This window comes from Desulfuromonas sp. KJ2020 (assembly GCF_024197615.1).
In the GTDB taxonomy this organism is placed as follows: domain Bacteria; phylum Desulfobacterota; class Desulfuromonadia; order Desulfuromonadales; family SZUA-540; genus SZUA-540.
In genome coordinates this window covers 1-25,667 of the sequence record NZ_JAKUKE010000002.1, presented here as the reverse complement: position 1 = coordinate 25,667, position 25,667 = coordinate 1, and the positions used below count along the sequence as shown (strand labels likewise).

Annotated in this window: 29 protein-coding genes and 1 riboswitch; of the genes, 7 read left to right on the top strand and 22 right to left on the bottom strand. The window is 59.7% G+C overall.

Going from position 1 to position 25,667, the window contains the following annotated elements:
• Nucleotides 1–7 precede the first annotated feature (7 nt).
• The 3 genes from MJO47_RS07780 to rpoH form a co-directional block, all read right to left on the bottom strand.
• Nucleotides 8–1,594: an acetyl-CoA hydrolase/transferase C-terminal domain-containing protein gene (locus tag MJO47_RS07780; RefSeq protein WP_253960578.1), complete on the bottom strand. Its 1,587-nt coding sequence runs from the start codon at nt 1,592–1,594 to the stop codon at nt 8–10.
• A 514-nt stretch (nt 1,595–2,108) separates the two neighbouring features.
• Nucleotides 2,109–2,843, bottom strand: coding sequence for an outer membrane protein assembly factor BamD (locus tag MJO47_RS07775; protein WP_253960577.1), 735 nt, complete (start codon nt 2,841–2,843; stop codon nt 2,109–2,111).
• A 101-nt stretch (nt 2,844–2,944) separates the two neighbouring features.
• The gene (gene rpoH, locus MJO47_RS07770; RefSeq protein ID WP_253960576.1) at nt 2,945–3,787 is read right to left on the bottom strand and encodes an RNA polymerase sigma factor RpoH; all 843 of its coding nucleotides are present in this window, start codon (nt 3,785–3,787) and stop codon (nt 2,945–2,947) included.
• Nucleotides 3,788–4,009: 222 nt separating this feature from the next.
• On the opposite strand from rpoH, the gene crcB reads away from it, so the two are divergent.
• Genes crcB through MJO47_RS07750 form a run of 4 tightly spaced genes read left to right on the top strand, consistent with a single transcriptional unit; the run spans nt 4,010 to nt 5,833 of the window.
• The gene (crcB, locus tag MJO47_RS07765) at nt 4,010–4,381 is read left to right on the top strand and encodes a fluoride efflux transporter CrcB (protein ID WP_253960575.1); all 372 of its coding nucleotides are present in this window, start codon (nt 4,010–4,012) and stop codon (nt 4,379–4,381) included.
• Between the two features lie 8 nt (nt 4,382–4,389).
• A complete protein-coding gene (locus MJO47_RS07760) occupies nt 4,390–4,755 on the top strand; it encodes a DUF190 domain-containing protein (protein WP_253960574.1) in 366 nt (121 codons plus the stop codon).
• Nucleotides 4,745–5,209: a TerB family tellurite resistance protein gene (locus MJO47_RS07755; RefSeq protein WP_253960573.1), complete on the top strand. Its 465-nt coding sequence runs from the start codon at nt 4,745–4,747 to the stop codon at nt 5,207–5,209. The genes MJO47_RS07760 and MJO47_RS07755 overlap by 11 nt, the downstream gene beginning before the upstream one ends.
• Nucleotides 5,210–5,215: 6 nt before the next feature.
• Nucleotides 5,216–5,833 carry a class I SAM-dependent methyltransferase gene (locus MJO47_RS07750; protein WP_253960572.1) on the top strand — a complete coding sequence of 206 codons (618 nt, stop codon included), beginning with the start codon at nt 5,216–5,218 and terminating at the stop codon, nt 5,831–5,833.
• Nucleotides 5,834–5,920: 87 nt separating this feature from the next.
• On the opposite strand, the gene MJO47_RS07745 is transcribed toward MJO47_RS07750, so the two are convergent.
• The 15 genes from MJO47_RS07745 to MJO47_RS07675 all read right to left on the bottom strand — a co-directional run bounded on the left by MJO47_RS07745 (nt 5,921) and on the right by MJO47_RS07675 (nt 14,649).
• Nucleotides 5,921–7,204: an OmpA family protein gene (locus MJO47_RS07745; RefSeq protein ID WP_253960571.1), complete on the bottom strand. Its 1,284-nt coding sequence runs from the start codon at nt 7,202–7,204 to the stop codon at nt 5,921–5,923.
• Between the two features lie 163 nt (nt 7,205–7,367).
• Nucleotides 7,368–8,234 (bottom strand): EamA family transporter, encoded by an 867-nt coding sequence (locus MJO47_RS07740; protein WP_253960570.1) that lies wholly within the window; start codon nt 8,232–8,234, stop codon nt 7,368–7,370.
• Nucleotides 8,235–8,330: 96 nt separating this feature from the next.
• On the bottom strand, nt 8,331–9,146 hold the full coding sequence (locus MJO47_RS07735) for a nucleoside phosphorylase (protein WP_253960569.1): 816 nt from the start codon (nt 9,144–9,146) through the stop codon (nt 8,331–8,333).
• Nucleotides 9,143–9,565: a cytidine deaminase gene (locus MJO47_RS07730; protein ID WP_253960568.1), complete on the bottom strand. Its 423-nt coding sequence runs from the start codon at nt 9,563–9,565 to the stop codon at nt 9,143–9,145. The genes MJO47_RS07735 and MJO47_RS07730 overlap by 4 nt, the downstream gene beginning before the upstream one ends.
• Nucleotides 9,566–9,594: 29 nt before the next feature.
• On the bottom strand, nt 9,595–10,059 hold the full coding sequence (msrA, locus tag MJO47_RS07725; protein WP_253960567.1) for a peptide-methionine (S)-S-oxide reductase MsrA: 465 nt from the start codon (nt 10,057–10,059) through the stop codon (nt 9,595–9,597).
• A gap of 1 nt (nt 10,060) precedes the next feature.
• Entirely contained in the window at nt 10,061–10,429 is a 369-nt protein-coding gene (locus MJO47_RS07720; protein ID WP_253960566.1) for an MmcQ/YjbR family DNA-binding protein, read from the bottom strand.
• Nucleotides 10,426–11,550 carry a methyltransferase domain-containing protein gene (locus MJO47_RS15625; protein ID WP_253960565.1) on the bottom strand — a complete coding sequence of 375 codons (1,125 nt, stop codon included), beginning with the start codon at nt 11,548–11,550 and terminating at the stop codon, nt 10,426–10,428. Before MJO47_RS15625 ends, MJO47_RS07720 begins: the two co-directional genes overlap by 4 nt.
• A 12-nt stretch (nt 11,551–11,562) precedes the next feature.
• Complete coding sequence (locus tag MJO47_RS07710) at nt 11,563–11,901, bottom strand: YajD family HNH nuclease (protein WP_305882416.1); 339 nt, start codon at nt 11,899–11,901, stop codon at nt 11,563–11,565.
• 63 nt (nt 11,902–11,964) lie between these two features.
• Nucleotides 11,965–12,420, bottom strand: coding sequence for a large conductance mechanosensitive channel protein MscL (gene mscL, locus MJO47_RS07705; RefSeq protein ID WP_253960564.1), 456 nt, complete (start codon nt 12,418–12,420; stop codon nt 11,965–11,967).
• 126 nt (nt 12,421–12,546) lie between these two features.
• The gene (locus MJO47_RS07700) at nt 12,547–12,816 is read right to left on the bottom strand and encodes a hypothetical protein (RefSeq protein ID WP_253960563.1); all 270 of its coding nucleotides are present in this window, start codon (nt 12,814–12,816) and stop codon (nt 12,547–12,549) included.
• A gap of 50 nt (nt 12,817–12,866) precedes the next feature.
• On the bottom strand, nt 12,867–13,184 hold the full coding sequence (locus MJO47_RS07695; RefSeq protein WP_253960562.1) for a DUF2007 domain-containing protein: 318 nt from the start codon (nt 13,182–13,184) through the stop codon (nt 12,867–12,869).
• 23 nt (nt 13,185–13,207) lie between these two features.
• Complete coding sequence (locus MJO47_RS07690) at nt 13,208–13,573, bottom strand: translation initiation factor Sui1 (RefSeq protein WP_253960561.1); 366 nt, start codon at nt 13,571–13,573, stop codon at nt 13,208–13,210.
• A 3-nt stretch (nt 13,574–13,576) separates the two neighbouring features.
• Complete coding sequence (locus MJO47_RS07685) at nt 13,577–13,885, bottom strand: GIY-YIG nuclease family protein (RefSeq protein WP_253960560.1); 309 nt, start codon at nt 13,883–13,885, stop codon at nt 13,577–13,579.
• 3 nt (nt 13,886–13,888) lie between these two features.
• Complete coding sequence (gene arfB / locus MJO47_RS07680) at nt 13,889–14,302, bottom strand: alternative ribosome rescue aminoacyl-tRNA hydrolase ArfB (protein ID WP_253960559.1); 414 nt, start codon at nt 14,300–14,302, stop codon at nt 13,889–13,891.
• Complete coding sequence (locus tag MJO47_RS07675) at nt 14,299–14,649, bottom strand: hypothetical protein (protein ID WP_253960558.1); 351 nt, start codon at nt 14,647–14,649, stop codon at nt 14,299–14,301. The genes arfB and MJO47_RS07675 overlap by 4 nt, the downstream gene beginning before the upstream one ends.
• A gap of 185 nt (nt 14,650–14,834) precedes the next feature.
• On the opposite strand from MJO47_RS07675, the gene MJO47_RS07670 reads away from it, so the two are divergent.
• Nucleotides 14,835–15,521, top strand: a complete 687-nt coding sequence (locus MJO47_RS07670; protein WP_253960557.1) for a lipid-binding SYLF domain-containing protein — start codon at nt 14,835–14,837, stop codon at nt 15,519–15,521.
• 67 nt (nt 15,522–15,588) lie between these two features.
• On the opposite strand, the gene MJO47_RS07665 is transcribed toward MJO47_RS07670, so the two are convergent.
• Together MJO47_RS07665 and MJO47_RS07660 are read right to left on the bottom strand one after the other, a co-directional pair.
• Nucleotides 15,589–17,388 carry a methyl-accepting chemotaxis protein gene (locus MJO47_RS07665; RefSeq protein ID WP_253960556.1) on the bottom strand — a complete coding sequence of 600 codons (1,800 nt, stop codon included), beginning with the start codon at nt 17,386–17,388 and terminating at the stop codon, nt 15,589–15,591.
• Nucleotides 17,389–17,655: 267 nt separating this feature from the next.
• Nucleotides 17,656–19,728 (bottom strand): HD domain-containing phosphohydrolase, encoded by a 2,073-nt coding sequence (locus MJO47_RS07660; protein ID WP_253960555.1) that lies wholly within the window; start codon nt 19,726–19,728, stop codon nt 17,656–17,658.
• 121 nt (nt 19,729–19,849) lie between these two features.
• Nucleotides 19,850–19,939: riboswitch (cyclic di-GMP riboswitch) on the bottom strand.
• A 223-nt stretch (nt 19,940–20,162) separates the two neighbouring features.
• On the opposite strand from MJO47_RS07660, the gene MJO47_RS07655 reads away from it, so the two are divergent.
• The gene (locus tag MJO47_RS07655; RefSeq protein ID WP_253960554.1) at nt 20,163–21,869 is read left to right on the top strand and encodes a DUF6178 family protein; all 1,707 of its coding nucleotides are present in this window, start codon (nt 20,163–20,165) and stop codon (nt 21,867–21,869) included.
• A gap of 9 nt (nt 21,870–21,878) precedes the next feature.
• Here the strand turns inward: MJO47_RS07655 and MJO47_RS07650 are convergent, their stop codons facing one another.
• Nucleotides 21,879–23,579, bottom strand: a complete 1,701-nt coding sequence (locus tag MJO47_RS07650) for a B12-binding domain-containing radical SAM protein (protein WP_253960553.1) — start codon at nt 23,577–23,579, stop codon at nt 21,879–21,881.
• Between the two features lie 167 nt (nt 23,580–23,746).
• Here MJO47_RS07650 and MJO47_RS07645 point away from each other — a divergent pair, with 167 nt between their 5' ends.
• Nucleotides 23,747–25,078 (top strand): radical SAM protein, encoded by a 1,332-nt coding sequence (locus MJO47_RS07645; RefSeq protein ID WP_253960552.1) that lies wholly within the window; start codon nt 23,747–23,749, stop codon nt 25,076–25,078.
• Nucleotides 25,079–25,192: 114 nt separating this feature from the next.
• Here MJO47_RS07645 and MJO47_RS07640 read toward each other — a convergent pair.
• Nucleotides 25,193–25,667, bottom strand: a 475-nt coding sequence (locus MJO47_RS07640; protein WP_253960551.1) for an integrase core domain-containing protein, incomplete at its 5' end; no start/stop codon positions are given.

The window sequence follows — 25,667 nt, the reverse complement described above, 5'->3', positions numbered from 1 at the left end:
CTGCAGATTATTCGCAGAGATCCACTTTGATGTCCCAGTTCTTGATCTTCATGGTGCCATTCTCAGCCAGGTTGAGCTGCATTTTGAAGGCGCGATCGAAGAGCTGAGGCTCGTGGCCGATCCCTTTGGCCAGGGTTTCTTTCTTGGCCATTTCGAAGTAATCGGTGAGGATCGGCTTGTAGTCGGGGTGAGCGCACTTGTCGATGATAACCTTGGCGCGATCCTTCGGCGCCAGGCCGCGCAGATCGGCGAGGCCCTGCTCGGTGACCAGTACGTCGAGGTCGTGCTCGGTGTGGTCGATGTGCGGAGCTTTGGGAACCACGCAAGTGATGCCGGTCGGATCGGTCTTCGAGGGACGTACCGAAGGCGAGTGCATGATCTTGAGGAAGCCGTTGCGCAGGAAGTCGCCCGACCCGCCAAGACCGTTGATCATGCGGGTACCGCCGACCAGGGTCGAGTTGGCGTGAGCGTAGATGTCGAATTCAACCGGCGTGTTCATGGCGATGACGCCAAGGCGGCGGATCGGCTCAGGTGCGTTGGAGATGGACAGGGGGCGCAGCACGCATTTGCCGAAGTATTTGTCCCAGTTTTCGAAGAAACGGGGGAACCCGGGGCTTTCGGACAACGACAGAGAACAGGCCGAAGCATAGTTCAGTTTGCCTGAGTCAAAGAAGTCGAGCATGGTGTCCTGCAGAACTTCCGTGTAGACCGACAGGTTGCCGAAAGGTCCTTTGGCCAGACCGCCGACAACAGCGTTGGCGATAGAGCCGACACCGGACTGCAGGGGCAGCAGGTTCTCGGGCAGACGGCCTCTCTTCACTTCATGGGAGAAAAACTCCATGATGTGGCCGGCAATGGCTTCGGAGGTGTCATCCATCTCGGCGAAGGCACGGCCTTTGTCGCGCCGTTTGGACTCGACTACGGCGATGATCTTCTCAGGGTCGCAAGGCACATAGGGGGTGCCCATGCGAGTGTGAGCTTCGGTGATGAGGAAAGGCTGCCGGCGGGGCGGCTTGTTCTGCATGAAAATGTCATGGATGCCTTCGAAGGAGGGCTGTCCAGTGTTGACTTCGATGATGATCTTGTCGCAGAGGTGAAGGGCTTCAGCCACGATGCCGCAGGAGGTAGTCAGGGCCAGGCCGCAGTCCTCGGTGATGGCGGAGACTTCGACGATGCCGATGTCGTAGCGGCCGTTTTCAGTGTAAAAGCCGTAGCCGGCGTCCTGGGCGAAGAGGCCAAGGTGTTTGTCACCCATGCGGATGCGACCGGCGTTGATGCCGGCAGCAATGTTCTTGCCGGTCTGATAGGGCCAGCGGCGGTCGATCATGTCGAGAGTCGCCCAGCGGTCTTCCGTCTCGGCGCCGACAGAGGCTCCGATGAAGAGGTTGAACTTCATTTTGCCCTGCAGGTTGTTCTTCTCGACATAGTCGGCGAGTGCAATGGGCACTTCCTTCGGGTAGCCAGCCGGAGTGAAGCCGGACCACATCAGGTTTTGGCCGGCCTTGAAGTGCTGAATGGTGTCTTCAGCCTTGCAGACCTTGCTCAAGAGCGATTTGCGTCGAACGCGACTTTCCAGTGTGCCAAATTCGGACATTCTCTCTCCTCCTCTGTAATTTTTCGGTAGCGCCCTTAATGGTGCGTTCCGAAGGGGCATTGTGACTTGCGATTAAAACAGCGTGAAGCTAAGTTCAGATACGTTCTTAATTGCCAAAAAAATCACAAAATCAATTGCTTGGGGATTTGTGGAACATGGAAGCCGGGCAGGCTGCTTGGCTCTCAATTTCTAACAATAAAATTACGTTATAGCAATGGGGGTTTTTATAATATGCCGCCAAAGGCAAGTCAAGGGAAAACGTTCCTGCGCCCATTTCGGTTTTGCGGCGCGAATATCCGTCCCTGAACCGCTGTGGTGTGTCTTTTCCGGTTGGGGATGGGGCCGGGTACAGGAGAAAACCTCCTGATACTGTATACAGTATCAGGAGGTTTTAGGTCAAATGTAAAATAGGAATTACCATGTAGGGTAGGGCCGCCTTCACCTTTACGCATGCTGTTCGGTGATTGAGGCGTCCCGGCATGGGAGTCGGTCGGAAAAAAAGGGGGGGGGCTATTCAGAATTCTTCAAGTTCTTCTTGCGCTTTTTCCGCATAGGGACTTTGGGGGAATCGCTGAATGAGCGATTGAAACTCGTCTCTGGCCTCAGCGGTTCGGCCAGCTTCGAACAGCGCTTTGCCCAAAAGGAAGGTGGCGCGGTCTCGCTGGTAATAATGGTCAGGGTAGAGTTCCGATACCCCCTGCAGACGTCGGATGGCGGCATCGTATTTGTCTGTCTTCAGGTAGAACGCGCCCACATAGATTTCGTGAGCCACAAGATCATCCAGGCATTGAAGGCGATAGGCCTTTATGTCGGCGGCTTGGGGGAAATCGGGGTAGGTTTCGAGCAGGGTATTGAAGGTGACCAGGGCGTTACGGGTCGCTGTCTGGTCCCGGTCGATGGACAGCTTTTGCTTGTAATAGGACATACCCAACTGATAGAGCACCTGATCCATCTGGGGGTAGGACGGGTGCTGCTTGAGGAACTCCTCGTAGGCCACTGCCGCTTCCAGGTATTGCTTGGCCAAAAAATGCGCCTCGGCGATCTTCAACTCGGCCAGCATGTTCATTTCCGGTGAATAGAAGATTTCCCTTACCTTTTCGTAGGATTCGATGGCCTCGGGATAGCGCCGACTTTCAAACAGAACTTCCGCTTCCTGAAAATAATCGGCTGCCGTTTTTTCTTTGGGGGGCGTAGGGGCGCACGCGGCGACCAATAAAAAAGCCAGAGACAGCCAGAGAGTTGATTTCATAAGTATCCTTGATGGGCTAACGCCTCGATTGTCCGGTTCACGAAAGATCCACACGTTAAGGGATGCCTCGCTATTTGTCAATCGTCATGGTGGGCTCTCCGTCAATCCGACTCACTCAGCAGAGGCTTGATCTTGTTGAGCGCGTTTTTTTCCAACTGGCGCACCCTTTCACGACTGATGCCGTACTCGTCAGCCAGATCCTGCAGGGTTTTCGGAGAATCGGTCAGAATTCGTGCTTCGATAATCCGTTTTTCCCGTTCGTTAAGTGAAGCGAGAGCTCGTTGGGTTTGGGAGGAGAGTTGGCTCTGCTCTTCTTTCTGCAGGAGAAGTTCTTCCTGAGAGGCTCGTTCGTCGGCCAGGCTGTCCATGAGGGTGTAGTCATCCCCTTCCACCAGTTCCAGGTCGAGGGAAGTGTCGCGGGCAGACATCCGCAAGGCCATCTCTTCCACATCGGCATCCCGCACGTCCAGCTCCCGGGCGATTTCCCGCGTTTTCTCGCGACCGGCCAGTTTGTGCAGGGCCGCACGGGTCTGGTTGAGCTTGAAAAAAAGTTTTTTCTGGGCCTGCGTGGTGCCGATTTTAACCAGGGACCAGCTCTTGATAATGTAGTTGTGGATGTAGGCGCGAATCCACCAGACCGCATAGGTGATGAGGCGAAGGCCCCGTTCGGGGTCGAATTTCTTGACGGCCATCATCAGGCCGATATTGCCCTCCTGAACCAGATCAGCCATCTTGATGCCATAGCCCCGGTATTCGTTGGCGATTTTGACGACAAAGCGCAGGTTGGCGCAGATAAGTTTGTGCGCTGACTCGATGTCCTCTTCCCGGCGATAACGGTTGGCCAGTTCGACCTCCTGCTCGCGATCAAGAACGTCAAAAGCATTGATCTGTGCCATGTAGTGGTCAAAAGAATCCGTCGGTATGGGCAGATTCATGACGCTCATGGATGACCTCCTGAAAGATAACGTGATTTTCGTGTTTTGGCACTCAGGTGCCTAGAGTGCTAAACATATATCAAAATGAATGATATTGTGCAAGCGGCATCCTGGCAGTGGTATTTGTGCAAAAACACAGTTATTCCCATAGACGATTGCCGGTTGACAGGGGTCGGTGTGAAACCGATAATGCCTCATTCATGTTTTTGAGGGGGGCTGGGGGCAGGCAGCATGCAGATTCTTTATATCGGTATTTTAGGAGGACTGGGCTGTCTGGCCCGCTATTTTGTTTCCGGTTTGACCTACCAGCTTTGCGGCCGCGGTCTTCCCTATGGAACCCTGGCGGTCAACGTGATCGGCTCCTTCCTCCTGGGGGTGATCATGGAAGGGAGCCTGCGCAGCACCCTTCTTTCACCTGAACTTCGTATGGGCCTTACCGTGGGCTTTATGGGGGGATTTACCACGTTTTCCACCTTTTCCTATGAAACCCTCCGCCTGCTCGAGGAGGGGAGTTTTCTGCAGGCCGGCGCCAATATTCTGCTTAACGTCGTTGTGTGTCTGGTCTTTGCCGCTTTCGGCTTTTTTCTGGCTCGTCAGTTATAGGAGGGCATATGGCGCGACTCGATGGGGAACAGACGCTCATGCGCATATTCATCGGTGAAAGCGATCGCTGGAAACGTCGCCCCCTTTACGAGGCTCTGGTCGAGTTTTTGCGTGAGGAAGGATTTGCCGGCGCCACTGTTCTCAAGGGAATCATGGGATTTGGCGCCAACAGCGTCACCCACACCGACCGACTGCTGCGCCTCTCCGCCGACCTGCCGGTTGTCATCGAAGTGGTGGATTCCCAGGAAAAAATCGACCGTGTTCTGCCTCAACTGGATACCATGATCAAGGGCGGCATGATTACCCTCGAACGGGCTCGCGTCATCCGCTATTGCGACAATCTGACCGAAAAGGGATCATCGCATGATCAGTAAAATATTAGGTTTTTTAGCAGGATCGGAAGCTGGTGGCTCATCACCCCAAGGTGCCGAACGCATCCAGGTGGCCACCTGCGCTCTCCTGCTTGAGCTGGCTCACGCCGATAGCGAGTTTCAGGCGATCGAAGAGGAACTGGTCAGGGATCTGGTTCAGAAAAAATTCTCCCTTTCCGACGGAGCGACCGAAGAATTGCTGGAGCTGGCTCAGGATGCCCGGGCCGAGAGCCTGGATCTTTTTCAGTTCGCCCGGCAACTCAATGAGTATTTCAGCCGCGAGGAGAAGCTGGCCGTCGTCGAGGTGGCCTGGCGCATTGTCTATGCCGACGGTGTCCTCGACCGTTTCGAGGACGCGCTTATGCGGCAGTTGACCACCCTGCTGCGTCTTTCTCCCAAAGAAGTCATCGCCGCCAAACTCAAGGTTCTTGAAGACGTCCGTTCCTCCGAAGGCTGACGCGGCATGGTTCGCCAACTCTCCCACATGTCGTCCTGGGCGCACCAATTTGTCGGTGAAATACTCTCCGAAGGCGACCTCGCCGTCGACCTTACGGCCGGCCTGGGCAAAGATTCCCTCTTCCTCTCCCGCTGCGTCGGTCCCTCGGGGCAGGTTCTGGCCTTCGATATTCAGCAAATGGCTCTGCAGATCAGCCAGCAGGTTCTGCTGGAAGCCGGTGTCGAAGCGCCCATCCTCGAGGCCGGTGCCATGGTGCCGGCCTCGCAGCCAGGGGTCTTGCTGGTCCACGACAGTCACGCGCATCTGGCCAGCTATCTGGCCCCGTTTTCCCGTCCTCCTCAGGCCCTCATGGCCAACCTCGGCTATCTGCCTGGCGGCGATACCGCCATTACTACGCAGGGGGATTCCACTCTGGCCGCGGTCGAGGCCGCTCTCGACGCCCTGGCCGTTGGTGGACGACTTGCGCTGGTGCTCTATGTCGGTCACCCGGAAGGCCGCAAGGAGGCAACCTTGCTCCGCCAGCGCTTCTCGCAGCTTAGTTCAAGGCAGTGGTACGTCCTGAGGCTGGAGACCTGTAACCGGCAGGAGGCTCCATTTCTGTTGGTGGCCGAAAAGAGGCGCTAACCCGCTCAAACTGTAGTTTCGTAATAAAAAGCAAAGGGCCCGGAGAAAATCCGGGCCCTTTGTCTTTTCAGGAAGATGCTGCTTTAACTATTCCGGAACCACGGCGCAGCAGGTGATGTCAACGCGGCGGTTCTGCTGGCGCCCTTCGGCCGTGGCGTTGTCCGCCACCGGCTGCTCTTCACCCAGACCGCGGGCCGTGAGTTTGTCGGCGCTGAGGCCGAAGTTGTCGATGAGGTACTGGCGAACACTTTCGGCTCTTCGCTGGGAGAGCTGCTTGTTGTAGTCAGCGGCGCCGGTGCTGTCAGTATGACCGACCACCAAAAACTGTTGGGACGGATACTGGTTGATGAAGTCGACCGCTTCGGCGAGCTTGCTGTGATACTCGGGACGAACAGTGGCCTGATTTACATCGAATTCGATCTGCAGAGTGAAGGTCAGCTCACAGCCTTTTTCATCAACAGCGAGGCCCTTGGCGGTGTTGGGGCACTTGTCGAGATAGTCGAAAACGCCATCGCCATCACTGTCTTTCGGGCACCCCTTGGCATCAACGGGAGCGCCTTTGGGGGTGTCGGGGCATTGATCCAGATAGTCGGGCACGCCATCCTGGTCGGTATCTTCAGGGCAGCCCTGCGCATTGACTCTGACATTGGCCGGCGTGTTGGGGCATTTGTCGAGATAATCGACAACGCCATCGCCATCCGAGTCCTTCGGACAACCTAAGGCATCCACGATGACATTGGGGGGGGTGTTGGGGCAGCGATCATTGGCATCGATGACACCATCTCCGTCGCTGTCTTTAGGGACGAGGACCACCACGGGGGCCGGGGCAGCGTCCTTTTTCCCGCCAAACTGGAAGAGCAGGCCAGCCGTATAGATCAGGTTGCTGTTGGGCTCTTCCGGGGCGAAGACGTGGCGGACATCGCCGCGCAGAGCAATAGCTTCCGAGAGGAACCACTTGAGGCCGGCGCCGTAATTGAGGGCGAAATCATCTTCGCCCTCCCCTGGCGACGGATCAAGGGTGATGACACCCATGCCGGCGGCCAGATAGGGCACCAGGCTGCTGTCCGGTCTGAAGTGATAGAGTCCGTCCAGGCGGGACAGGTAGCCGTCCACGTCGATGGCGGGTCCTTCGTCCGTTTCCGCGTCAATGTAGTTGACCATCAGTTCCATGCCCCAGTTTTTGGTCAGGTTGTAACCAAGGCCGAGACCGTAGGTGAGGGAGTCATCGAGATTCTGATTGCCTTCGAACATGTAGCCGCCGACCATGGGTGACAGGGTCAGGGCCTTGGCCTTGTTCTCGGCCAGGGCTGTTCCGGTTACCACCAGGAGCAGGGCGCTGGTGGCCAGGGTCATCCAAAACCATTTTTTCATTTTTTGCCTCCTATGCAGAATGTTGAGAAGAGGTCTGGCCGGTACGCAGTTGGCCCGAAATATTTCAAAAAGAATAGCACCTTGTGAAAGGTTCACAAGGTTTCAATCGTAAAAGGGAAATCGTGGTGGTGAAGCGTGGAGAGGGAAGAGGTAACCCGTCTATTCAGGCGTTTTCCCCATACAGTTTTCTGGCCAGGGATTCGTTGAGGAAAAGAGCGCCGAGTATGAAAGCGCCGCCGAGAAGTAACCGTTGCAGGTCCACCGTCTCGTGGAAGAAGAGGGCGGAACAGGCGACAGCCAGGGGGACCTTGAGGTTGTTGAGGATGGCCAGGGCGCCGGCGTCCACCTGTTTGGCGCCGTAATTCCAGAGGAAGAAGCAGATGCCTGAGGCCAGAATGCCCAGGTAGAGCAGGGTGAGAACGTGGGTTGTGGAAAGGGTCGGCAGGCTCCAGCCGGTGGAATAGCCGGCGGCCAGCAGAGTGACCAGGGTGGCACCCAGGTAAAGCAGGCCGAAAATCTGGTGGTCCTTGAGCGCGGGATTCTTCCGCAACAGACGACGGTAATAGGTCTGGCCGAAGGCAAAACAGATGTTGGAGAACTGCAGAAGGAAGAAGCCCAGCCGCAGGTCGCTCTGGTCCAGGTCACGGTAGACGATGATCCCCGTGCCGACGATGGCCAGACAGGCGGTTAGCAGGAAAAAACCGTGCAGGCGGCGGGTGAGAAGATCGTGGATGAGCGTGACATACAGGGGCGTAAAGATGGTGAACAGGGCCACCTGGTAGGCCTGCAGGAATTGAAAAGAATAAATGTAGGCCAGGTACATCAGGCCGTACTGAACGGCGCCGATGGCGATGAGCTGCAGGGCGAGCGGGGTGCGCAGGCCGGTGCGGCGCAAAAAGGGGGCGAATACCGCCAAAGAAAGTGCCATGCGGGCAAAGGATACGAAATTGGAGTCGAGTCCCGTCAGGTTTCCTTTAATCAGGCCAAAAGAAAAGGCCCAGATGAAGGAGACGAGCAGAAGATAGATCATGGGATGCCTGAATTCCGTTCTTGGGAGGTAAACGACGTCGTCTTATAGCATGGATATGGCACGGATTCAATCGGGCAAGCTTGGGCCAAGACCACCTCAGCGCAGATAAGCCGGTTGCAGATAGCGGGAATCCAGCGAGGCGGCGGCCCGCAGGGCCACCTGGATGGCCCCGTCGACAGCAGCCTGTTTCTGCGATTCCACCACCGCTTCGCTGCTGGTGCGGTCGGCCAGTACCCCGCAGATGCAGGCGGCGGCGAAACCGTAGACCCCCGCCATCTTGAACAGGGTGCCTGCTTCCATCTCGTAGTTGAGGATGTTGAGACGGCGGTATTCTTCCGTGACGCCCTGCAGATGGCGCAGGAGCTGCTTGTTGGCCGAGGAGGCGGTGCGCTCCTGCCCTTCATAGAAAGTGTCGACACTGGCGGTCACACCGAGGTGCCAGGGGAAGGCCAGGTGCTCGGCGGCCTCCACCAGGGCCAGTGTGAGAAAGGGATTGGCGGCGGCCGGATACTCCACGGGAGCGATATCCTGGGCCGCACCCTGCCGGCACAGAGCCGCCCGGGAGATGACCAGGCTGCCGACCTTGACATCCTCCTGAATGGATCCGCAGGTGCCGACGCGAATGATCTGGCGGATCCCCAGATCGACCAGCTCATTCACCACAATGCTCAGCGATGGTGCCCCCATGCCGCTGGTGGCCGCGATCAGCCGCTTGCCGCTGTCCAGCGAGATGAGATAGCTGTGCAGCCCCCGGCGGGTCGAAAGCGTCTGTTCGCAGTGGACGCCCGCTGTCTCCAGGGCGATGGCCCGCGTCCGTTCCGGGTCCCCGCAGAGCAGGGCCAGGGTCGGTGGCTCCTCGCCGAGCTGGCGGGGGCCGAAGCCGAGATGGTATTTGATGTCGGTCGCGATCATGGCGCCTCTTCTTCCGGCAAGTCACCAGCAGCGAAGGCGGCTGGCAGCAGGGAATTCAGGCTGGCTTCAAGACGCTGCTCCCCGTCGCCGCAGCAGAAGACGGTGGCGTCACGGCCAAATTCGGCCAGCACCTGGCGGCAGGCCCCGCAGGGAGCTGTCGGATGCGGCGTGGGCGTGTATATGGCGACGGCCAGGATGTCCCGCTCCCCCTGGCCGACGGCGCTGGCCACGGCGTTTCTCTCCGCGCACTGGGTCAGGCCGAGGGAAGCGTTTTCCACGTTGCAGCCGGTATAGATGGCGCCGCTGGCGGTCAGCACCGCCGCCCCCACCGGGAAGCGGCTGTAAGGGCTGTAGCTGTGCTGATGGGCCAGGCGGGCGGCCTCTTCCAGCCGTCTTTTTTGGTCGGTGGAAATATCCATGCAAAAACTCCAGCTTCTTTTCCGTCTCGTCAGCGTTTGGCCAGATACTGCTGGTGGTATTCTTCGGCCCGGTAAAAGATGCCGGCGGGTTCAATCGCCGTCACGATGGGCCTGTGGCGCAGAAACGGGGATGTCTGCTGCGCCTGCCGCGAGGCCAGGGCCTCTTCCTGCTGGGTGGGGCTGTGATAGAAGATCACCGAGCGGTATTGGGAGCCGATGTCGGGCCCCTGGCGGTTCAGCGTGGTCGGATCGTGAATCTGCCAGAAGACTTCCAGCAGTTCCCGGTAAGAAGTCACGGCGGGGTCAAAGAGGACTTCCACGACTTCGGCGTGACCGGTCTTATCGCTGCAGACCTCTTCGTAGGTCGGGTCAGTGGTGTGTCCGCCCATGTAGCCGACGGTTGTGGCGAGGACGCCTTTGACGCGGTTGAAAGCCGCTTCGATGCCCCAGAAGCAGCCGGCCCCAAATGTCGCTTTTTCAGCAGGCCGATTCATATCATTCCTTTCCGCCGGTCAGTCCCGCCGCCAGACGGGCTGCTCGGCTCAGGTTCTGTACGACCAGATCGTACGATTCGTCCACCATGGCCAGGATTTCCTCGTCCGGCACGGTGCCGTCCAAAATAATGGTGTTCCAGTGGCGTTTGTTCATGTGGTAGCCGGGACGCACTGCCGTATAGAAAATCCTCTGGGCCTCGGCTTTGTCCGGGTCGCATTTGAGGTTCAGCCAGAGCGGCGATTCATGCAGGGCGACCAGGGCAAACATCTTGCCGCCGACTTTGCAGACCAGGGTCTCCGGGCCGAAGGGGAAATCTTCAACGGCGCTTTTTTTGTCCAGCAGGTAGTGGCGCAGCGTCTCAAGGTTCACGGTGCCATGGCTCCCGGTCTGCCTGGCGGATTTTTCTCTTTGCGGCAGCAGAAATGCAGGTTGAAAGGGTCCCGGGGGATCGCTTCTACCGCGATTTGTTCAAAGCCCGCCTGGCGTAGCAGTTCGACGGCCAACTCCTGTCCCCACATCATTCCCAGCCCGGCGCCACCCTCATTGAGGCCGACGGGCAGGCAGTGCATGAGACTGACAGTATAGAGGAAAGGGCCCAGGGGATGCGACCGGTTGTCCTGGTGATCCGTATGGGCGGCGATGTCGATCATGCTGAAAAGTCCGTCAGGCGCCAGCATGTGATAGACGCTTTGCAGAGCCTGCAGAGGGGCGCTCTGATCGTGAATGGCGTCGAAGGCCAGAATGTAATCGAAGGTCTGGGCTCGGTCGGGTTCCTGGTACAGGGTGGCCGCGTCGAGACAGAGGAATTCCGTGTTGTTGAGCCCTAGCCTCTGGGCTTCCGCCCGCCCGGCAGCCACCGCCTGGGCGTCGATGTCGATGGCGGTAAAGCGGCTACGGGGATAGGCCTGCGCCATCAGCAACAGGGCCGTTCCTTCACCACAACCAAAATCGCAGACCCGGATGCCTTGCTGCAGGCGATCGAGCAGCCGGCCTTCGTCCACCGACGGTAGAAACGTTTCCAGCAGGACCTGGCGATGCTTGGCGTTGGCCAGTTCGGTCATAAAGGCCTGAAAGCGGGGGTAGTGGCGATAGGGAATGCCCGTCCCCTGGGGGAAGGCTTCGATGACTTGCTCCAGGGCGCAGAGAGTGAGCAGGGGGATTTCCTGGGTGTAGACGGCCAGGTTGGTGTTGCCGCCATCCCGGGTGAGAAAGGCGGCATGTTCGGGAGGCAGGCGATAGCCGTTGCCGGCGGGCAGGCGCTCCAGTTCCACGATATCGGCCGTGACCATGATCCCCAGCCATTCCCGCACGTAGCGCGGATGCAGACCGGCCTGTTCGGCGATGGCTTCTATCGGCTGGGCCGTGGTGAAGGTCGCCATGGCTTCAAGGAGACCGGTGCGGTAGCCGATGGCCATGGCCAGGTTCAGGGCGCCGCCGTTGAGGATGTCGCTCATCCGGCGGCCAAAGGCGTCCTGCTTCGCTTGATCCACGACAAAGCCCCCTCAGCGTTTGTGGTCACGCCCCTGCAAATAGTCGCCGAGAAGCGAGCGGCTGTGCTCGTCGTCGTGACAGTAGATGCAGAGATTCTCCCAGTTGCTGCCGTCGGCGGGGTTGTTCTGGTGGTTGCCGTCCTTGTGATGCACCGTCAGCAGATGCAGCGTCGACAGGTCGAACTCGCGGCCGCATTTGGCGCAGATCCAGCCGTGCTGCTTCAGGGAACGTTCACGGTAGTTGCTCGCCTCGGCCTGTGCCGCCTTGAGGCGGCGCACCATCTCGTCAATTTCTGCCTGGGTTTTGACTGGGGCGGGCTTTTTTCCATGGGGACGAAACGAACGGGCCATGCAGACTCCTTCAGGGCGGGCCATTCCCCGCCTGCCGGTGGTGGCAGGCGGGGAGACAGCAGGTTAGGCCTTAGCCAGGTCCGACGTGCAGTTGGGGCAGCGGCTGGCCTTGATGGGGATGCTGCTCATACAGAAAGGGCAGTCTTTGGTAGTCGGTTCCGCCGGTGGGGCTTCTTCTTCGCGGCGCAGGCGGTTGATGCCGCGGATCAGCAAAAAGATGGCGAAGGCGACGATGATGAAACTGATGACCGTATTGATAAAGACACCGTAGTTGATCGTCACGGCGCCGGCGGCCTGCGCTTCCGCCAGGGCGGCGTAGGGACCGGCGGTGGTCCCCTGTTTCAGGACGACGAAAAAGTTGGAGAAATCGACGCCGCCCAGCAGTAGACCGAGGGGCGGCATGAGAACGTCGGCGACCAGGCTTTTGACGATGGTGCCGAAGGCCCCGCCGATGATGATGCCGACCGCCATGTCCACGACATTGCCCCGCATGGCGAATTCCTTGAACTCCTTGAACATTGTTCCCTCCTTCAGGATGGTTAAGGAGACGGTTTGGCAGTCATGTGCCGGGCCAATCCGAGGCACCGTGGCTGCGGCCGCTCGAATAAATCGAGAAGATACCGCGCTGGCCCGTCTGCCAGTCCGTTAAGACGAGAGGACGGAACCTAAAGAAAGAATGCCAAAAATAATCAAAAAGCCAAGGGTCAAAATGTAGCCGTAATAGGCAGCACCCACCCGGCCCAGGCGTTCCCGGCTCAGGTTTTTGTAGGTCTTGAGGTGTTTGAGGATCTGCGTGCGCAGATCGAAGTAGCTGATGGCGATGTCGGCGCGGGTGAGTTCTCGCAGAATAACGATGGTGCAGCCGAAATTGGCCAGGGCTGCGGCGAGAAAAAGAGCGAAGTAGAGGCGGGTCAAGGGTCACTCCGGCAGAAAAGCTGTTGAGGTTGAGGGATGACGTCGACAGGTCAGGGTCTTTCCCGGCCGCAGTTCCAGCATTGGCCGAAATGTCCCTCCAGCACCTCGCCGCAGTCCGGGCAGGTCCAGGGGGCGGCCACCGATTCTTCGGTGGCGGCGACGCTGTCCAGCAAAGCTGCGGCCCGTTCCATCTGGTCGTCCTCGAAAATCCATAATTCGGGGAAACATTCGACAAAGGGGACTTCTCCCATGGCGGTGAAGAGCCGCTCGTTTTTGATGAAGCAGGCGATGCCGTTGGCTTCGAGCAGACCTTTCATCATGCCCGCCTGGGGGCCTTCGGCAAAGCTGAAGGTTCTGAGTCTTTTCATGGGTGATATCCTTTGGGGGCGGATCAGCCGCCAGAACGCTTGACCGTCCAGCCACGATCTTTCAGTTCCGCCAGCAACCGGTCGAGGTGATCCCCCTGGATCTCGATGACGCCGTCCTTGACGGTGCCGCCGGTGGCGCATTTTTTCTTCAGCTGCTGACCGAGTTCCTTGAGCTCGGCAGGGGCGAGGGGGACCCCGGTGATTACCGTCATGGCCTTACCACCGCGCCCCTTGGTTTCGCGGCGCAGGCGCACCACACCGTCGGTCGGTGGAACGGCTTGAGCCTGGCGGCAGCGGCAGCTGGCGGCAGGCTGGCCGCAGGCGGGACACATGCGGCCGAACTCGCTGGAATAGACCAGGCCGCCGGTTTTCTCTTTTTCCCTGGCCATGTTTCACTCTCCTGATGGCGGATTCAGTCCCAGTCGTTCCAGCAGTTGCTCCGGATCCGGAGCGGCGCTTAGCAGTCTCTCCTTCTCCCCCTTGGCCAGCTTCTTGATTTTGGCCTCCACCCGCAGCGCCAGGCTTCTGGGGCCGACTTCGCAGTGATAGACCAGCTCCAGCGTCCGGCAGGCCCGCGTGAAGCGGGCGGCTTTGCCCCGCTTGGCCCGGTGCTGCTGCAAGCGCCTGTGTACATCGGAGCTGGCCCCGGTGTACAGGGCGTTGCGTTCATTGCGCAGCAGGTAGACCGACCAGACGGGCATGGGTTAGTCCGTCACCTTGCCGCGCAGCGATTTGATCTGGCCGCGTTTGGTTTTGGTATCCAGGCGCTTCGTTTTCGAACTCTTGGTGGGCCGGGTGGCCTTGCGGTTTTTGGGCACAACCCCGGCGCTGCGGATGAGAGCCGCCAGTCTGTTCAGGGCGTCTTCCCGGTTCATCTCCTGGCTGCGGTGCTGCTGGGCTTTGAGGACGATGACCCCATCCTTGGTGATGCGGCTGTCCGACAGGGCCAGCAGCCTCTCCTTGTAAAAGTCGGGGAGGGAGGATTTGCGGATATCGAAAAAGAGGGTGATGGCCGTCGACACCTTGTTGACGTTCTGGCCCCCGGCCCCCTGGGCGCGGACGGCTTTGAACTCCACTTCCTGTTCGGATAAAAAGATTTGGCTGGATATGCGGATCATGACGGCGTTTTTTCTTCCTCGTCCGCCTCTTTTTCAGAGGGAGAATCCTGGGTGACATGCAGTCCGCAGTGGACGCAACGACGCAGATAAACGGGAATGAAGCCATTCATGTGAAAGGTGTTGCCGCAGCGCGGGCACAGGGCAAAAGCGGCCCGGACGACAGCCACGCACACCAGCAGCAACCACAGGGCAAAGACGACGCCGGTGGCGCGATCGGAACCGGTGATCCGAAGGGAAAGCCAGATCGCCGGCACATAGATCAGAATGATTCCCCAGAGAAACCAGCGGCGATGGCGCAGGCGCTTCATGGCCCGGGTGTAGGAAAGGTCGGCCGTCGGCTCGTTCATGGTCTTCGCTCCGTTTGTCTCATGGGTAGAAAATACCATAGCCCTGCGGGCATGCCCAGCGCTTATTGGCTTCAGCAGCTCAGGTCGGCAGCAAAGGGGGGGCCGTCGGGGAGAACGATTTGACTTTGCCTCGGGGGATGTTTAGATGAACGACAGGGAATGCCTTTTTGAAAAGGAGGAAGAAAATGAAAAAGTTGCGTTTGCTGAGGATGCTCGTGGCCCTGTGTTTTGCTTTGCTGTCGGTTTCTGTGGCGACGGCAGCGGATGAACAGACCCGGAAGGTGGAGCAGGCGGCCGAGATCATGCAGCAGATTATGGCCATACCTGAACAGGCCATACCGCCCCAACTGCTTGAAAACAGTCACGGCATTGCCATTATCCCTTCCGTTATCAAGGTCGGGTTCGTCTTTGGCGGTCGTTACGGCAAAGGGGTGGTCCTGGTTCGTCAGGAAGATGGCGCCTGGAGCAACCCCTGCTTTGTCTCTCTGGCCGGTGGCAGTTTCGGCTGGCAGATCGGCGCTCAGTCCACGGACGTCATCCTGGTGTTCAAAAGCCGGCGCAGCGTCGAGGGCATGCTCAAAAGTAAATTTACCCTGGGGGCGGACGCTTCCGTCGCGGCAGGGCCGGTGGGTCGGCACGTTGAGGGGGCCACGGATGTTGAACTGAAGGCGGAAATCTATTCCTATTCGCGCAGCCGCGGGCTCTTCGCCGGTGTTTCTCTTGAGGGCTCGGCCATTACGATTGACGGCGAGTCGAATGCGGTTTTTTACGGCCAGACCCCGATTCTGCCCCGCGACATTCTGGAAAAGCGCCTCAAAGCGCCGGCGGCGGCCACCCAGTTGCGGGAAATTGTGGCCCGCTATGCCCATTGAACGATAGGGGCTGCAAAGGTAAAAGGTCCGGGAGCATCTGCTCCCGGACCTTTTTGAGTCCTGAGGGTCAGTCCTGCAGGAGGACGGCTGGATCGAGGCCGACGCGCATGCCGCCCCAGTGCTTGCCGTCGATATAAATCGGCAGGGAGAGGTCGCTGATGACCTGACCGGTGTCCCGCGAATAGGTTTGCAGCAGGAAGGGCATCTCGTTGCGGGCGCAGCGAATGCCCGTCCTGTCATTGAACAGGCGTTTGTCGCGGCTGTTGACCAGGTCGCGCTCATAGTCACCGGTCAGGGGGCGCGAGTAATTGCTGGTGTGGGTCGGCGCATAGCCGTTGGTGTCGACGCACAGGGCGTAGATGCTGCCGCCCAACACTTTCGTGAGTTCGTCGTAAAGGGGCTGCAGCTTCTTTTCGAAGACGGAGTCGTAATTTGTTTTGTACTTCGGCGGATTGGTGCCGGCGATGGGTACGTAATTGCGATCGAAAACGTTGCGCCCCTCGCGCTGGATGGCGCTGATCAGCTCCTGCATGCGGTCGCGGAAGCGGCGAGCCTCCAGCAGGGTGCGTTCAAAATTGCCCTGTCCCACCTTGAAGCGCGATACCCGCTCCTGCATGAGTTCCGTGGCCTGGGACAGTCCGGTGGCGGCACTCTCCGACTCTTTCATGCTACCCGTTACCTGCTGACTGAGATCGTTGATGTCCGTCACATTCTGATGGATGAGGCCGTTGGTGGCGCTGAGCTGTTCAACGGAGGCGCTGATGCGCTGCAGCTGGCTGTTGACCTGTTCAAAGTCGTTGACCATGGTCTGGTACTGCTGGCAGGAACGCTCCACCGCCTGCCGGGTGCGGTGCATGGATTCGCTGATTTCCTGGGTCTCTCCCTGGGTCGTCTCCACGCTGGTCAGCATGTCGTTGATGTTGTCCGAAATGCGGTCGGTGGCGACCCGCACGCGCGAAGCCAGATCCTTGACCTCTTCGGCGACCACGGCAAAGCCTTTGCCGGCCTGGCCGGCCCGGGCGGCCTCGACGGCGGCGTTAAGGGCGAGCAGTCCCGTTTGCCGGGAGATCGTCTGGATCAGCTGGACGATCTCCCGGATGCCGCGGGATTTTTCACTCAGTTCGCCCACGGTATGATTGAAGCCGGCCAGCTTCTGGTCGATGGTGCCGATGTCGGCGCTGACCTCGACCAGCTCCTTGTAGGACGTCCGGGCGTTTTCCACATGCCCCGAGGTCGAGGCCGAGATCATGGTGGTGCTTTCGGTGATGTCGGTGATGGCGATGGTCGCCTGGTTGCTGCTGGTGAAGATGGCGCTGGCCAGTTCCCCCTGCTTTTCGGTACTGGCGGCGGAGGTCTGCACTTTATTGCCGAGCGAGGCCGAAGCGACCGCGATGTTCACACCGGATTTGCGCACCGAATCGACGATTTCCCGGAGTTTGACCATGAAAATGTTGTAGTTCATCGACAGGTCCCGCAGCTCGTCGTGGGTGACCAGGGGAATGTCGCGGGACAGGTCGCCTTCGCCGCTGCCGATTTCATGGAAGATGGCGCTGATCTGCCGGATGGGACGCACCAGCATGAACCGCAGAAAGAAGATGATGCCCAGGCCGACGGCGAAAGAGACGACCAGAATCAGGATGCCGGTGCGGGTGGTTGTTTGCGCAATCTCGGTGACGGCGCTGATGGTTTCGGCGCTGGCCCCCTGCGAGGAGAGGACCTGCAGGATGTCCTGCTGACTGGTGTTCCCCGCCAGAAAAATCAGCAGCGGCGCCACGAAAAGGATGAGCAGGTTGCCCACCAGCTTTTTGGTCAGCGTGTTGAAAAGGGCCTTTTCCAGGGCGACGTAGATGCTTTTGAAAACGTCCATGGGATCCTCGTTTTCCTGTGGGTTTTATGGGAAGAGTTTTCCGCAGTAAAACATGTTTTATTTTTTAAAGCCTGGCCTGACAATAAGCAGACGTTCATATTTGTTTTTTAAAACAGATAGTTGATTGGCGGGGTCTTTGGATTGTTCATTTGGATGGAAATGTTTCTTAGGTTTAGTATCTATATTATAAAACCCGGTTTGTCATTAAAAAAATGACGGACGGCGCACTTTGTCCGAAAACGGGGGAGGCAGGCACGGGGGATTTGGTCAGGCTGAGCAGGAGGTTGGGCAGACCGTGCGCATGAATGCCTGCACGACCTCGGGGTCGAATTGCTGACCCGACCCTTTCTGCAGGTGGGCCATGACCTCGTCGTGGGGCCAGCCCCGGCGGTAGGGCCGGTCGGAGATGAGGGCGTCGTAGACATCGGCCACGGCCAGGATGCGCGCCCCCGGCGCAATCTCGTCGCCCTGGAGACCCCGGGGGTAGCCCTGGCCGTTGAACCATTCATGATGCTGTTCGACAATCGGCAGCACATCCCGGTAAGCCTGAAGGGGTTCGAGGATACGCACCCCCTTTTCCGGGTGGGTGTTGATAATGGAATATTCCACCGGATTTAAAGGGACGGGTTTCTCGAGGATGGCATTGGGAACCCCGATCTTGCCGATGTCGTGCAGCAGGCTGGCGCGATGCAGCAGATCCAGATCGGCCACAGAGAGACCGAGGGTGCGGCCGATGGACAGGGCCAGGTTAGTGACGCGTTCCGAATGGCCCGCCGTCCAGGAAGACTTGGCGTCCACCGTGCGCGCCAGGGCGGTCAGCGTGCCGTAGTTGAGGTCGGCCAGTTCCTCGATAAGTCGGATGTTGGCCAGGGCGACGGTAATCTGATCGGCGATGGCCCGCGATCTTACCCGATCCTCCCGGCTCAGGTGCGGCGCTGTCCGGTAGCCGAGCAGCAGGGCGCCCTGAATGCTGCCGTTGTGGTGAATGGGTAGGACAAAGAATGAATTGGTTCCCTTGCTGGCCAGGGGGGCAAGAAGGTTGGGCAACAGGTCGACAGCTTCGGTAAAAAAGGCGTCCTCAATTTCGCCCAGGGTCTGGATTTCCGTCGCCTCAAGCCGGCAGGCGTGTATTTCACTAGCCGCTGTCTTTTCCGAGGACGGGGCGGCGAGAGCGGTGCTGAAACGGCCTTTTGGGCCCTCCGCCAGGGTCAGTCCCACCCAGTCACAGCGGACGATATGGGGGAGGCGGGTCAGAACGGCCTGGATCAGCTTCTCGCGGTCCAGGGCGATCAGAATGGCCCGGGTCGTTTGTCCCATTTCGTTCAGGGTGTAAAACTGGCTGTCAAGTTCTGTGGCCATGGCGTTGAAGGATTGGGCCAGTTCGGCGAACTCGTCCTTGCTGTCGACCTCCACGGTCTGGCTGAAATCGCCCTGGCCCAGTCGACGGGTGCCTTCTTTGAGCCTTTGCAGAGGCACCAGGCTGCGGCGGATAAAGATCGCGCTGACCAGCAGAACGCTCCACAGGGAGACGGCGGCGACCAGATAGAAGGTGCGGCGAAAACTGTACAGGGAAACCAGCGAGACCTCGCGGGGTTCATGCAGGGCGAGGATCCAGTCCTTTTCAGCAAAGTAATCGTGCAGTGGCGCGGCGACCTGGTCGACCAGACAGCTGCGGTCTTCGCATCGGCTCGCAGACGGATTCGGCGGGGGTGAATGCGGGGGGGCGTAGAGGCTTTGTCCTTCGCCGGTGGTGACAAACAGGTTGATGTGAGGAGGCAGGGACTTGGCGGCTTGTTCAATGAGCGTCCGGGACGAAATCTGAGCCCACAGGAGTCCGGTTGCGGAGATGGCCGGATCGAGCCGCACGGCCAGATAAATGGACAGATTCTCTGATCCCTTCGGCGGGGTCCAGAGGATGGCCTGGTTCTCATCCTTCCCGGTGAGTTCGCGGGGGGGAGGCTGCCAGTCGGGGCTTTGCTCCCCCGACAGCAGCACCGGTCCAGCCCCTTCGGGGAAAAGGGCGAGGCTTTCCAAAGGCAGGCTCAGGTCAAAACCATAGGATCTAAAGCGGGCGGCGAAGGTGGCTGGATCGGCCTGATAGGAGTGGGCCAGCAGGTGGAGTTCGTGGTGCAGAACCCTGAGTTGTTCATTGAGGAGCAGGCCGATGTTTTGACCCATCTGGCGCAGGCGCTGACGGGCCTGGTTCTCCAACTGGTCGGCCACCCGCTGGTAGGAAACCACGGCCAGGGTGGTGACAGGCAGAATGGTACAGACCAGAAAGACCAGAAAAATTCGGCGCCCCACCCGGCTGTGGAAGTAGGTCTTCAGTCGCTTCATCATGGCAAAGGGCCACTGTCCAAAAACCGCTTATGGAGAACTGTCATCACAAAAAAATCCCGTCTTGCAGCCGAAGACGGGACCGATTCAGGGAATTGTTAAGTTCTTAATCCCATTACTGTGCTTCGGCAGCCCGGCGGTCCTGGCCTCGAGAGGATGAGAAGGATCCGTGGCTTTGCGTCACCAGATTGCTCGGGCTTTGCGTTTTCGGCGAAAAATGATTTTTTAATCCGCAAGCGCGATATTGACCAGTTTTTACCCCAGGGTCAAGGACTTTTATGTCCAATGATTCTAACCCGTTAAAAACTCTCAAGGTATTCTGGACTTAATATCCGGCCCTTTGCCGATAAAGGAGCCGATGAAAACTTGACCAAAGCGGTTTGCTGCTTTACAGTGTCTGGCCCGAAACGAGTTGATTCATCAAGGAGTTAAGCCCCATGGAAAATATCGAACTGCCCGGCCGCAAGAAAGTCGGCCACCTGACCCTGCATCGCGATGCGCGCACGATCACCCCCAAGGAGTTCAATCTGCTCAGCCAGACCGAGCGCCTGGAGATTGTGCGCCGGGCCTCCGGCAGCCACAAATACAACCTGATCATTGAAGCCAAGGATCCCGCCGCGCTGGTACGCAAGCTGCCGAGCCAGGAAGTCTATCTGCTGCTCCGGGAGCGGGGGCTGGAAGAATCGACGGAACTCATCGAACTGCTCACCCCCGCCCAGATCGGCACCTTTATCGACCTCGACTGCTGGCAGGGCGACCAGATGAAACCCGAGGCCGTGCTCAACTGGCTGGTTCTTCTGCTCGAAACCAAGAACGAGCAGCAGGTTCTGCAGCTGGCCCAGGGCATGGAGTTCGAGCTGCTGGCGATGATGCTCAAACGGTTCGTCACCGTGACCCGGGGACTGGAGGCCTTTGAAGACGACGACGCCCTGCAGGAGGCCATCTTCCGCGACGGCGGCTACGAACTGGAGTTTGCCGATTCGGAAAGCGCCAAGATCGTCGGCGCCTTTCTCGATATCCTGCGCCGGCTGGCCCCCGAATTCTACCCCCGTCTTATGGAGGCGGTGCGCTGGGAGTCAGAGGCGATGCTGGAGGAAGAAACCTACCAGAACCGCTGCAGCCGTCTGCAGGATCTGGGCATTCCCGATCCCTTCGAGGCTCTGAAGGTCTACGCCTATCTCGACCCCGAGCAGTTCACGGGGATCGCCGTCGCCAAAAAGGACGTTCGGGCGGGGCAAGCCGACGTGGTGCCTCCCGGCTTCATTCTGACGGTAAGCGAGCCGGGCGATCTGCTGGCTGAGGTGCTCGCCGACGGCCTGGACGAGCCGACCTGCTGGGAGCTGACCTATCTGCTCAACAAGGTGATGAGCGCCGATCGCGTCGATGTGGGGGAGACGGAACAGATTCAGGGGGAAATGACGGAGATCTTCCACTACCTCAACCTGGCCCTGCAGCATCTGGCTGGGGGCGATGTGGAGACGGCGGCCCGGCAGTTCCGGGAAAACTATCTGGAAAACCTCTTCCGGCTCGGTTTCAGCCTGACCCTGCAGCTGCAGCGCCGGGCCAAGGATCTGCTGGCCTCGCCCCTGGCCCCATACCTGGACGGACCCTTCCGCGCCCTGACCGACGCCCTCTGTCAGCGCCAGCCGCGCTTTTTCGAAGGCCTGCTCGAAGTCAATCGCGGCGGGCAGCGCCCCTTCACCAATCTGAGCGAAGTGACGCTGGCTGGCGAGTGGCTCGACCGGCTGGAGGTGCAGCGTCAGCTTTTCACCGAGCAGTTCCCCTTTGCCCTGCCCGAAGCGGCGGCGCTGGACCTGTCCGGTTGCATGCCCGACGCCGCTGAGGATTTGGCCCTGTCGGACTTTTTCCTCACCGCCCTGGCCAACCGGCTTCTGGGCCGCACCTTCGTGCCCGAACCGATCGACGCCGACGAACTGCCCGGTCTGCACGCCCTCGTGAGCGAAGGCGGGCAGCTGCGCCCGGCCTTGCGCCAGGAGACGGCCCAGTGGCTGGAGAGCCTGGTACCCGGCGGCGGCGCCTTTGCCGACTATTGCCTCGATCTCTGGCAGGAGGAATTCTGCACCCTTAAGCCCGAGGACATCGACCCCCGCTATGTGGGCGGGCTGATCGTACGCCTCGGCTGAGGCGGTGCGTCAGGACGACAGGGGAATCTCCCGCACTTCCAGCCCCTGACCGGTGCGGGTGAGGTAGAGATAGAGCATAAGGGTGCGGGCGGGAAAGTCGGGCAGGTGGTCAAAGGCGGCGGCGAAGTGCTGCACCTTGACCCCCTGACCCTTGACGGCGGCGGTTTCGGCCTGCACCCGTTCGCGGACGCGGGCGCTCTCCGCCGCCGACAGCGCCGTGTCGAAAAAGGCCGGCGCCTTCTCCGGCACCACCCGTTCGGTCAGGGCGAAATCCCGCGCCAACTCCTCCCGCAGACGGTTTTGCTCGGGCCCTTCAAACGAATCCGTTACAAACTCCCCCATCTTTTCGAACAGGCCGCGCTGTGACAGCGGATGCCGGAACAGCTCCCGCGCCTGCCAGTAGGCCTCTATCTTTTCCAGCCCGGCCGAAAGATTGCCGCAGGCCTCTTGCAGGTTATCGAGAAAATGCCCGAAGCGGCAGCTGTTGGCCGTCAGATCCAGCAGGCGGCTGATGCCCCGCAGGGTCTCCAGCTGCTGGAAGCTCAGCTCAGGAGTGCGTAGCACCGTGTAAGGCGGATGGGGATCGAAGGCGATGCCTCGGGCGGCCGCCTGCCTTCGCAGGGGCGAGCCGGGCAGCAGCTTGACCAGCTCGACCTGCAGCTCGTGGGGGTGCAGATCGAGGACCCGGTCGATGGAGTGCAGAAAGTCGTCATAACCCTCGCCGGGCAGGCCAGCGATGAGATCCAGGTGCAGGTCGATGGGGGTGTGGCGGCGCAGGGCGCGCACATTCTCTTCGAGTTTCTGCAGGGAGACCTGGCGGCCGATGGCCGACAGGGCCTGGGGCAGGGTGGACTGCACGCCGATCTCAAACTGGAACGTGCCCGGCGGCACTTGGGCGAGCAAGGCCAGCGTCTCCTCGTCGAGCAAGTGGGCGCCGATCTCGAAGTGAAAATGGCTGCCGCGATTGTGCTCCAGAATAAACCGGAAGATCTCGCGGCTGCGGGCGGCGTCGTAGTTGAAGGTGCGGTCGACCAGCTTGATGCGCGGCACCTCGCGCGCCATGAGCCAGCCCAGGTCGGCGCGAATGCGCGCCATGGAGAAGGAGCGCACTTTTTCATCGAGGGCGCTCATGCAGAAGGCGCAGCTGTAGGGACAGCCACGGCTCGTCTCCGTGTAGACAAAGCCGCGGGAGATATCGACCAGCCCCAGCTCAAAAGGGGAGGGGATGTCGTCGAGATGGTCGAGCACCGGCCCGTCCGCCTCGTTGACGAAGCGCTCCCCGTCGCGCCAGAGCAGGCGGGCGATCCCCGCGGGCGACTCCCCCCAGTGCCAGGCCCGCAGCAGGGCCCGCAGGGGGATTTCCCCCTCACCGCGCACCACGGCAGCCACGCCGGGGTGAAGGCGCAAAAAGTTTTCGTCCTCAAAGGAGACTTCCGGTCCGCCCAGCACCAGACGCAGCTCGGGACGCGCCGCCGCCAACGCCGCCACCAGCTCCAGGGTGGCCTGCCGGTTCCACAGATAGACGGAGAAGGCCACCACGTCGGGCTCTTCCCGCAGCAGGGCGGCCAGGATATTCTCCTTCGGCTCGTGCAGGGTGAACTCGCGGATGAGAATTTCACCGCCGTCCTCGCCGCAATAGGCGGCGAGACAGGGCAGGGCCAGGCTGGGGTGGATGAATTTGCTGTGCAGGGTGGTCAACAGGGTTCGCATGCCGGCCAGAATAGCCGAGGGCGAACTCCTTGAAAAGGGGAAATTGCCGCTGCCAGCGCAATTGTGCTATGTTTCCAGACGTTCCTGCCGCGCACCAGGGCGAGGGAGCAATTCTCAAAACACCGGTCCGCCACGGTCTGTGGTGGCGGACAGAAAAGGATAGAACAATGGCGAGAAAAAAGACCCTGCTGGCTGTGGTCGCCGATGAGAGCGGCGAGGTTTTCGAACACCCCGATCTGCTCATGGCCGGCATGAACGGCATGACCCCCCGCCTGCCGCGCGAGGACGAGCTGATTCCCCTGCCCGAAGGGAGCCGGCTCTTCACCATCCCCGGCACCCCGCCCATGGGCTTCGACCGCAAATCAGGCCAGCTGCGCACCGTCGATGCCCTGCCGCGCAGCTGGGGTGGCGGCCCCATGCAGGCTGTCTCCGCCTTCATGACCCCCGCCTTCACCCGCACCCTGCTGCCCGCCGCCGATTACCGGCGCAAGGCAGTGCAACTGCCCCTGTGGGCCTATACGGCGGTGGGCTGGTGCGTCGAGGAAGAACGCTTTTACGTGGCGGCGGTGCGCGTCGATCGCAACAACCAGTGGGACCCGCAGCACTTCGATGACCGCCAGCTTGACCCCCTGGTGCGAGCCACCCTGCGCCAGTATCCCGACAACCGCCTCTACGAGCAGCTCTCGCGTTGCGCCGTCGATTACCACTGCTTCGCCGCCAAAAACCTCTTTTTCGCCCGCTGGGAAGCCCCCCTGCCGACCTCGCCCACCTGCAACTCCCGCTGCCTCGGCTGCATCTCCCTGCAGGAGGCCCCCGAGTGCTGCCCCTCCAGCCAGGAGCGCCTCACCTTCGTCCCCACGGTGCAGGAACTCTGCGAGGTCGCCGTCCCCCATCTGCAGCGGGCCGAGAACGCCATCGTCTCCTTCGGCCAGGGCTGCGAGGGCGATCCCATCCTGCAGGCCGACACCATCTGCGACGCCGTGCGCGAGATGCGCCGCCAGACCCCACGCGGCACCATCAACTTCAACTCCAACGCCTCCATCCCCGCCGCCATCGACCGCCTGGCCGCAGCCGGCGTTGACTCGGTGCGCATTTCCCTCAATTCCGTCCAGGAGCCCTTCTACAACGCCTACTACCGCCCCCGCGGCTACCGCTTTGCCGACGTCATCGACTCGGTGCACCGCGCCAAAAAAGCCGGCATGTTCACCATGCTCAACTACCTCGTCTACCCCGGCCTCACCGATCGCCCCGACGAAGTCGAAGCCCTGCTGGCTCTCATCGAATCCGCCGGCGTCGACCTCATCCAGATGCGAAACCTCAGCATCGATCCCACCATGTACTGGGACGCCATGGGCGTTTCCGGCGAAGGCATGGGGATGAAAAAGATGCTCAACACTGTCAAGACAAAAGTCCCCCGCATTCAGTACGGCTACTTCAACCGCACCCGCGAGATGTTTTATCCCGCTGGATACGAGGCTGACTGGCCGCTGCCGGCTTGAGAAGAGGGCGGAAAAGATGGCGAGCCCTCAGGAATTTCCTGACTTTTCTTTATTTTGAATTGCGGTAGGATGGGTGAGATTGAAAAGCGTAGGTGTTAGATCTGAACGCGTTGTTTACACTTTTAAGCCATAGAAATGATCCAGCAATTTTTCGTATGGCGTTAGATCGTCAATGCCCTTGTGGGGCTTGACCGTGTTGTAAAAGTTGATGAAGCGCAGCAGGCTGAAATGGCGGTTCTTACGATCTTTGAACGTCTCCTGCTGATGCCACATCTCCATGATTGTGCGGATAACACGCTCGGCTTTGCCGTTGGTCTGGGGCCGGCTGATCCGCGTAAACTTCTGGCCGATACCGAGTTCGTTACAAGCCTTGACGAAAGCATGTTCGCCAGTGCCTTTAAATTCTTTGCCGTTGTCTGAGTAGGTGTATTCGATGGTGTAAGGGCATTCATCGACCACCTGACGCAGAAAGAGTTCGGCACTGTGTTGTGTCTTGTCCGGGAATACCCCTGCATAGAGTTCCCGGGAATAATCATCAATGGCGACGAACAGATACTCGCGTGGCAGCGTCTGATCTTCGCCCTTGATC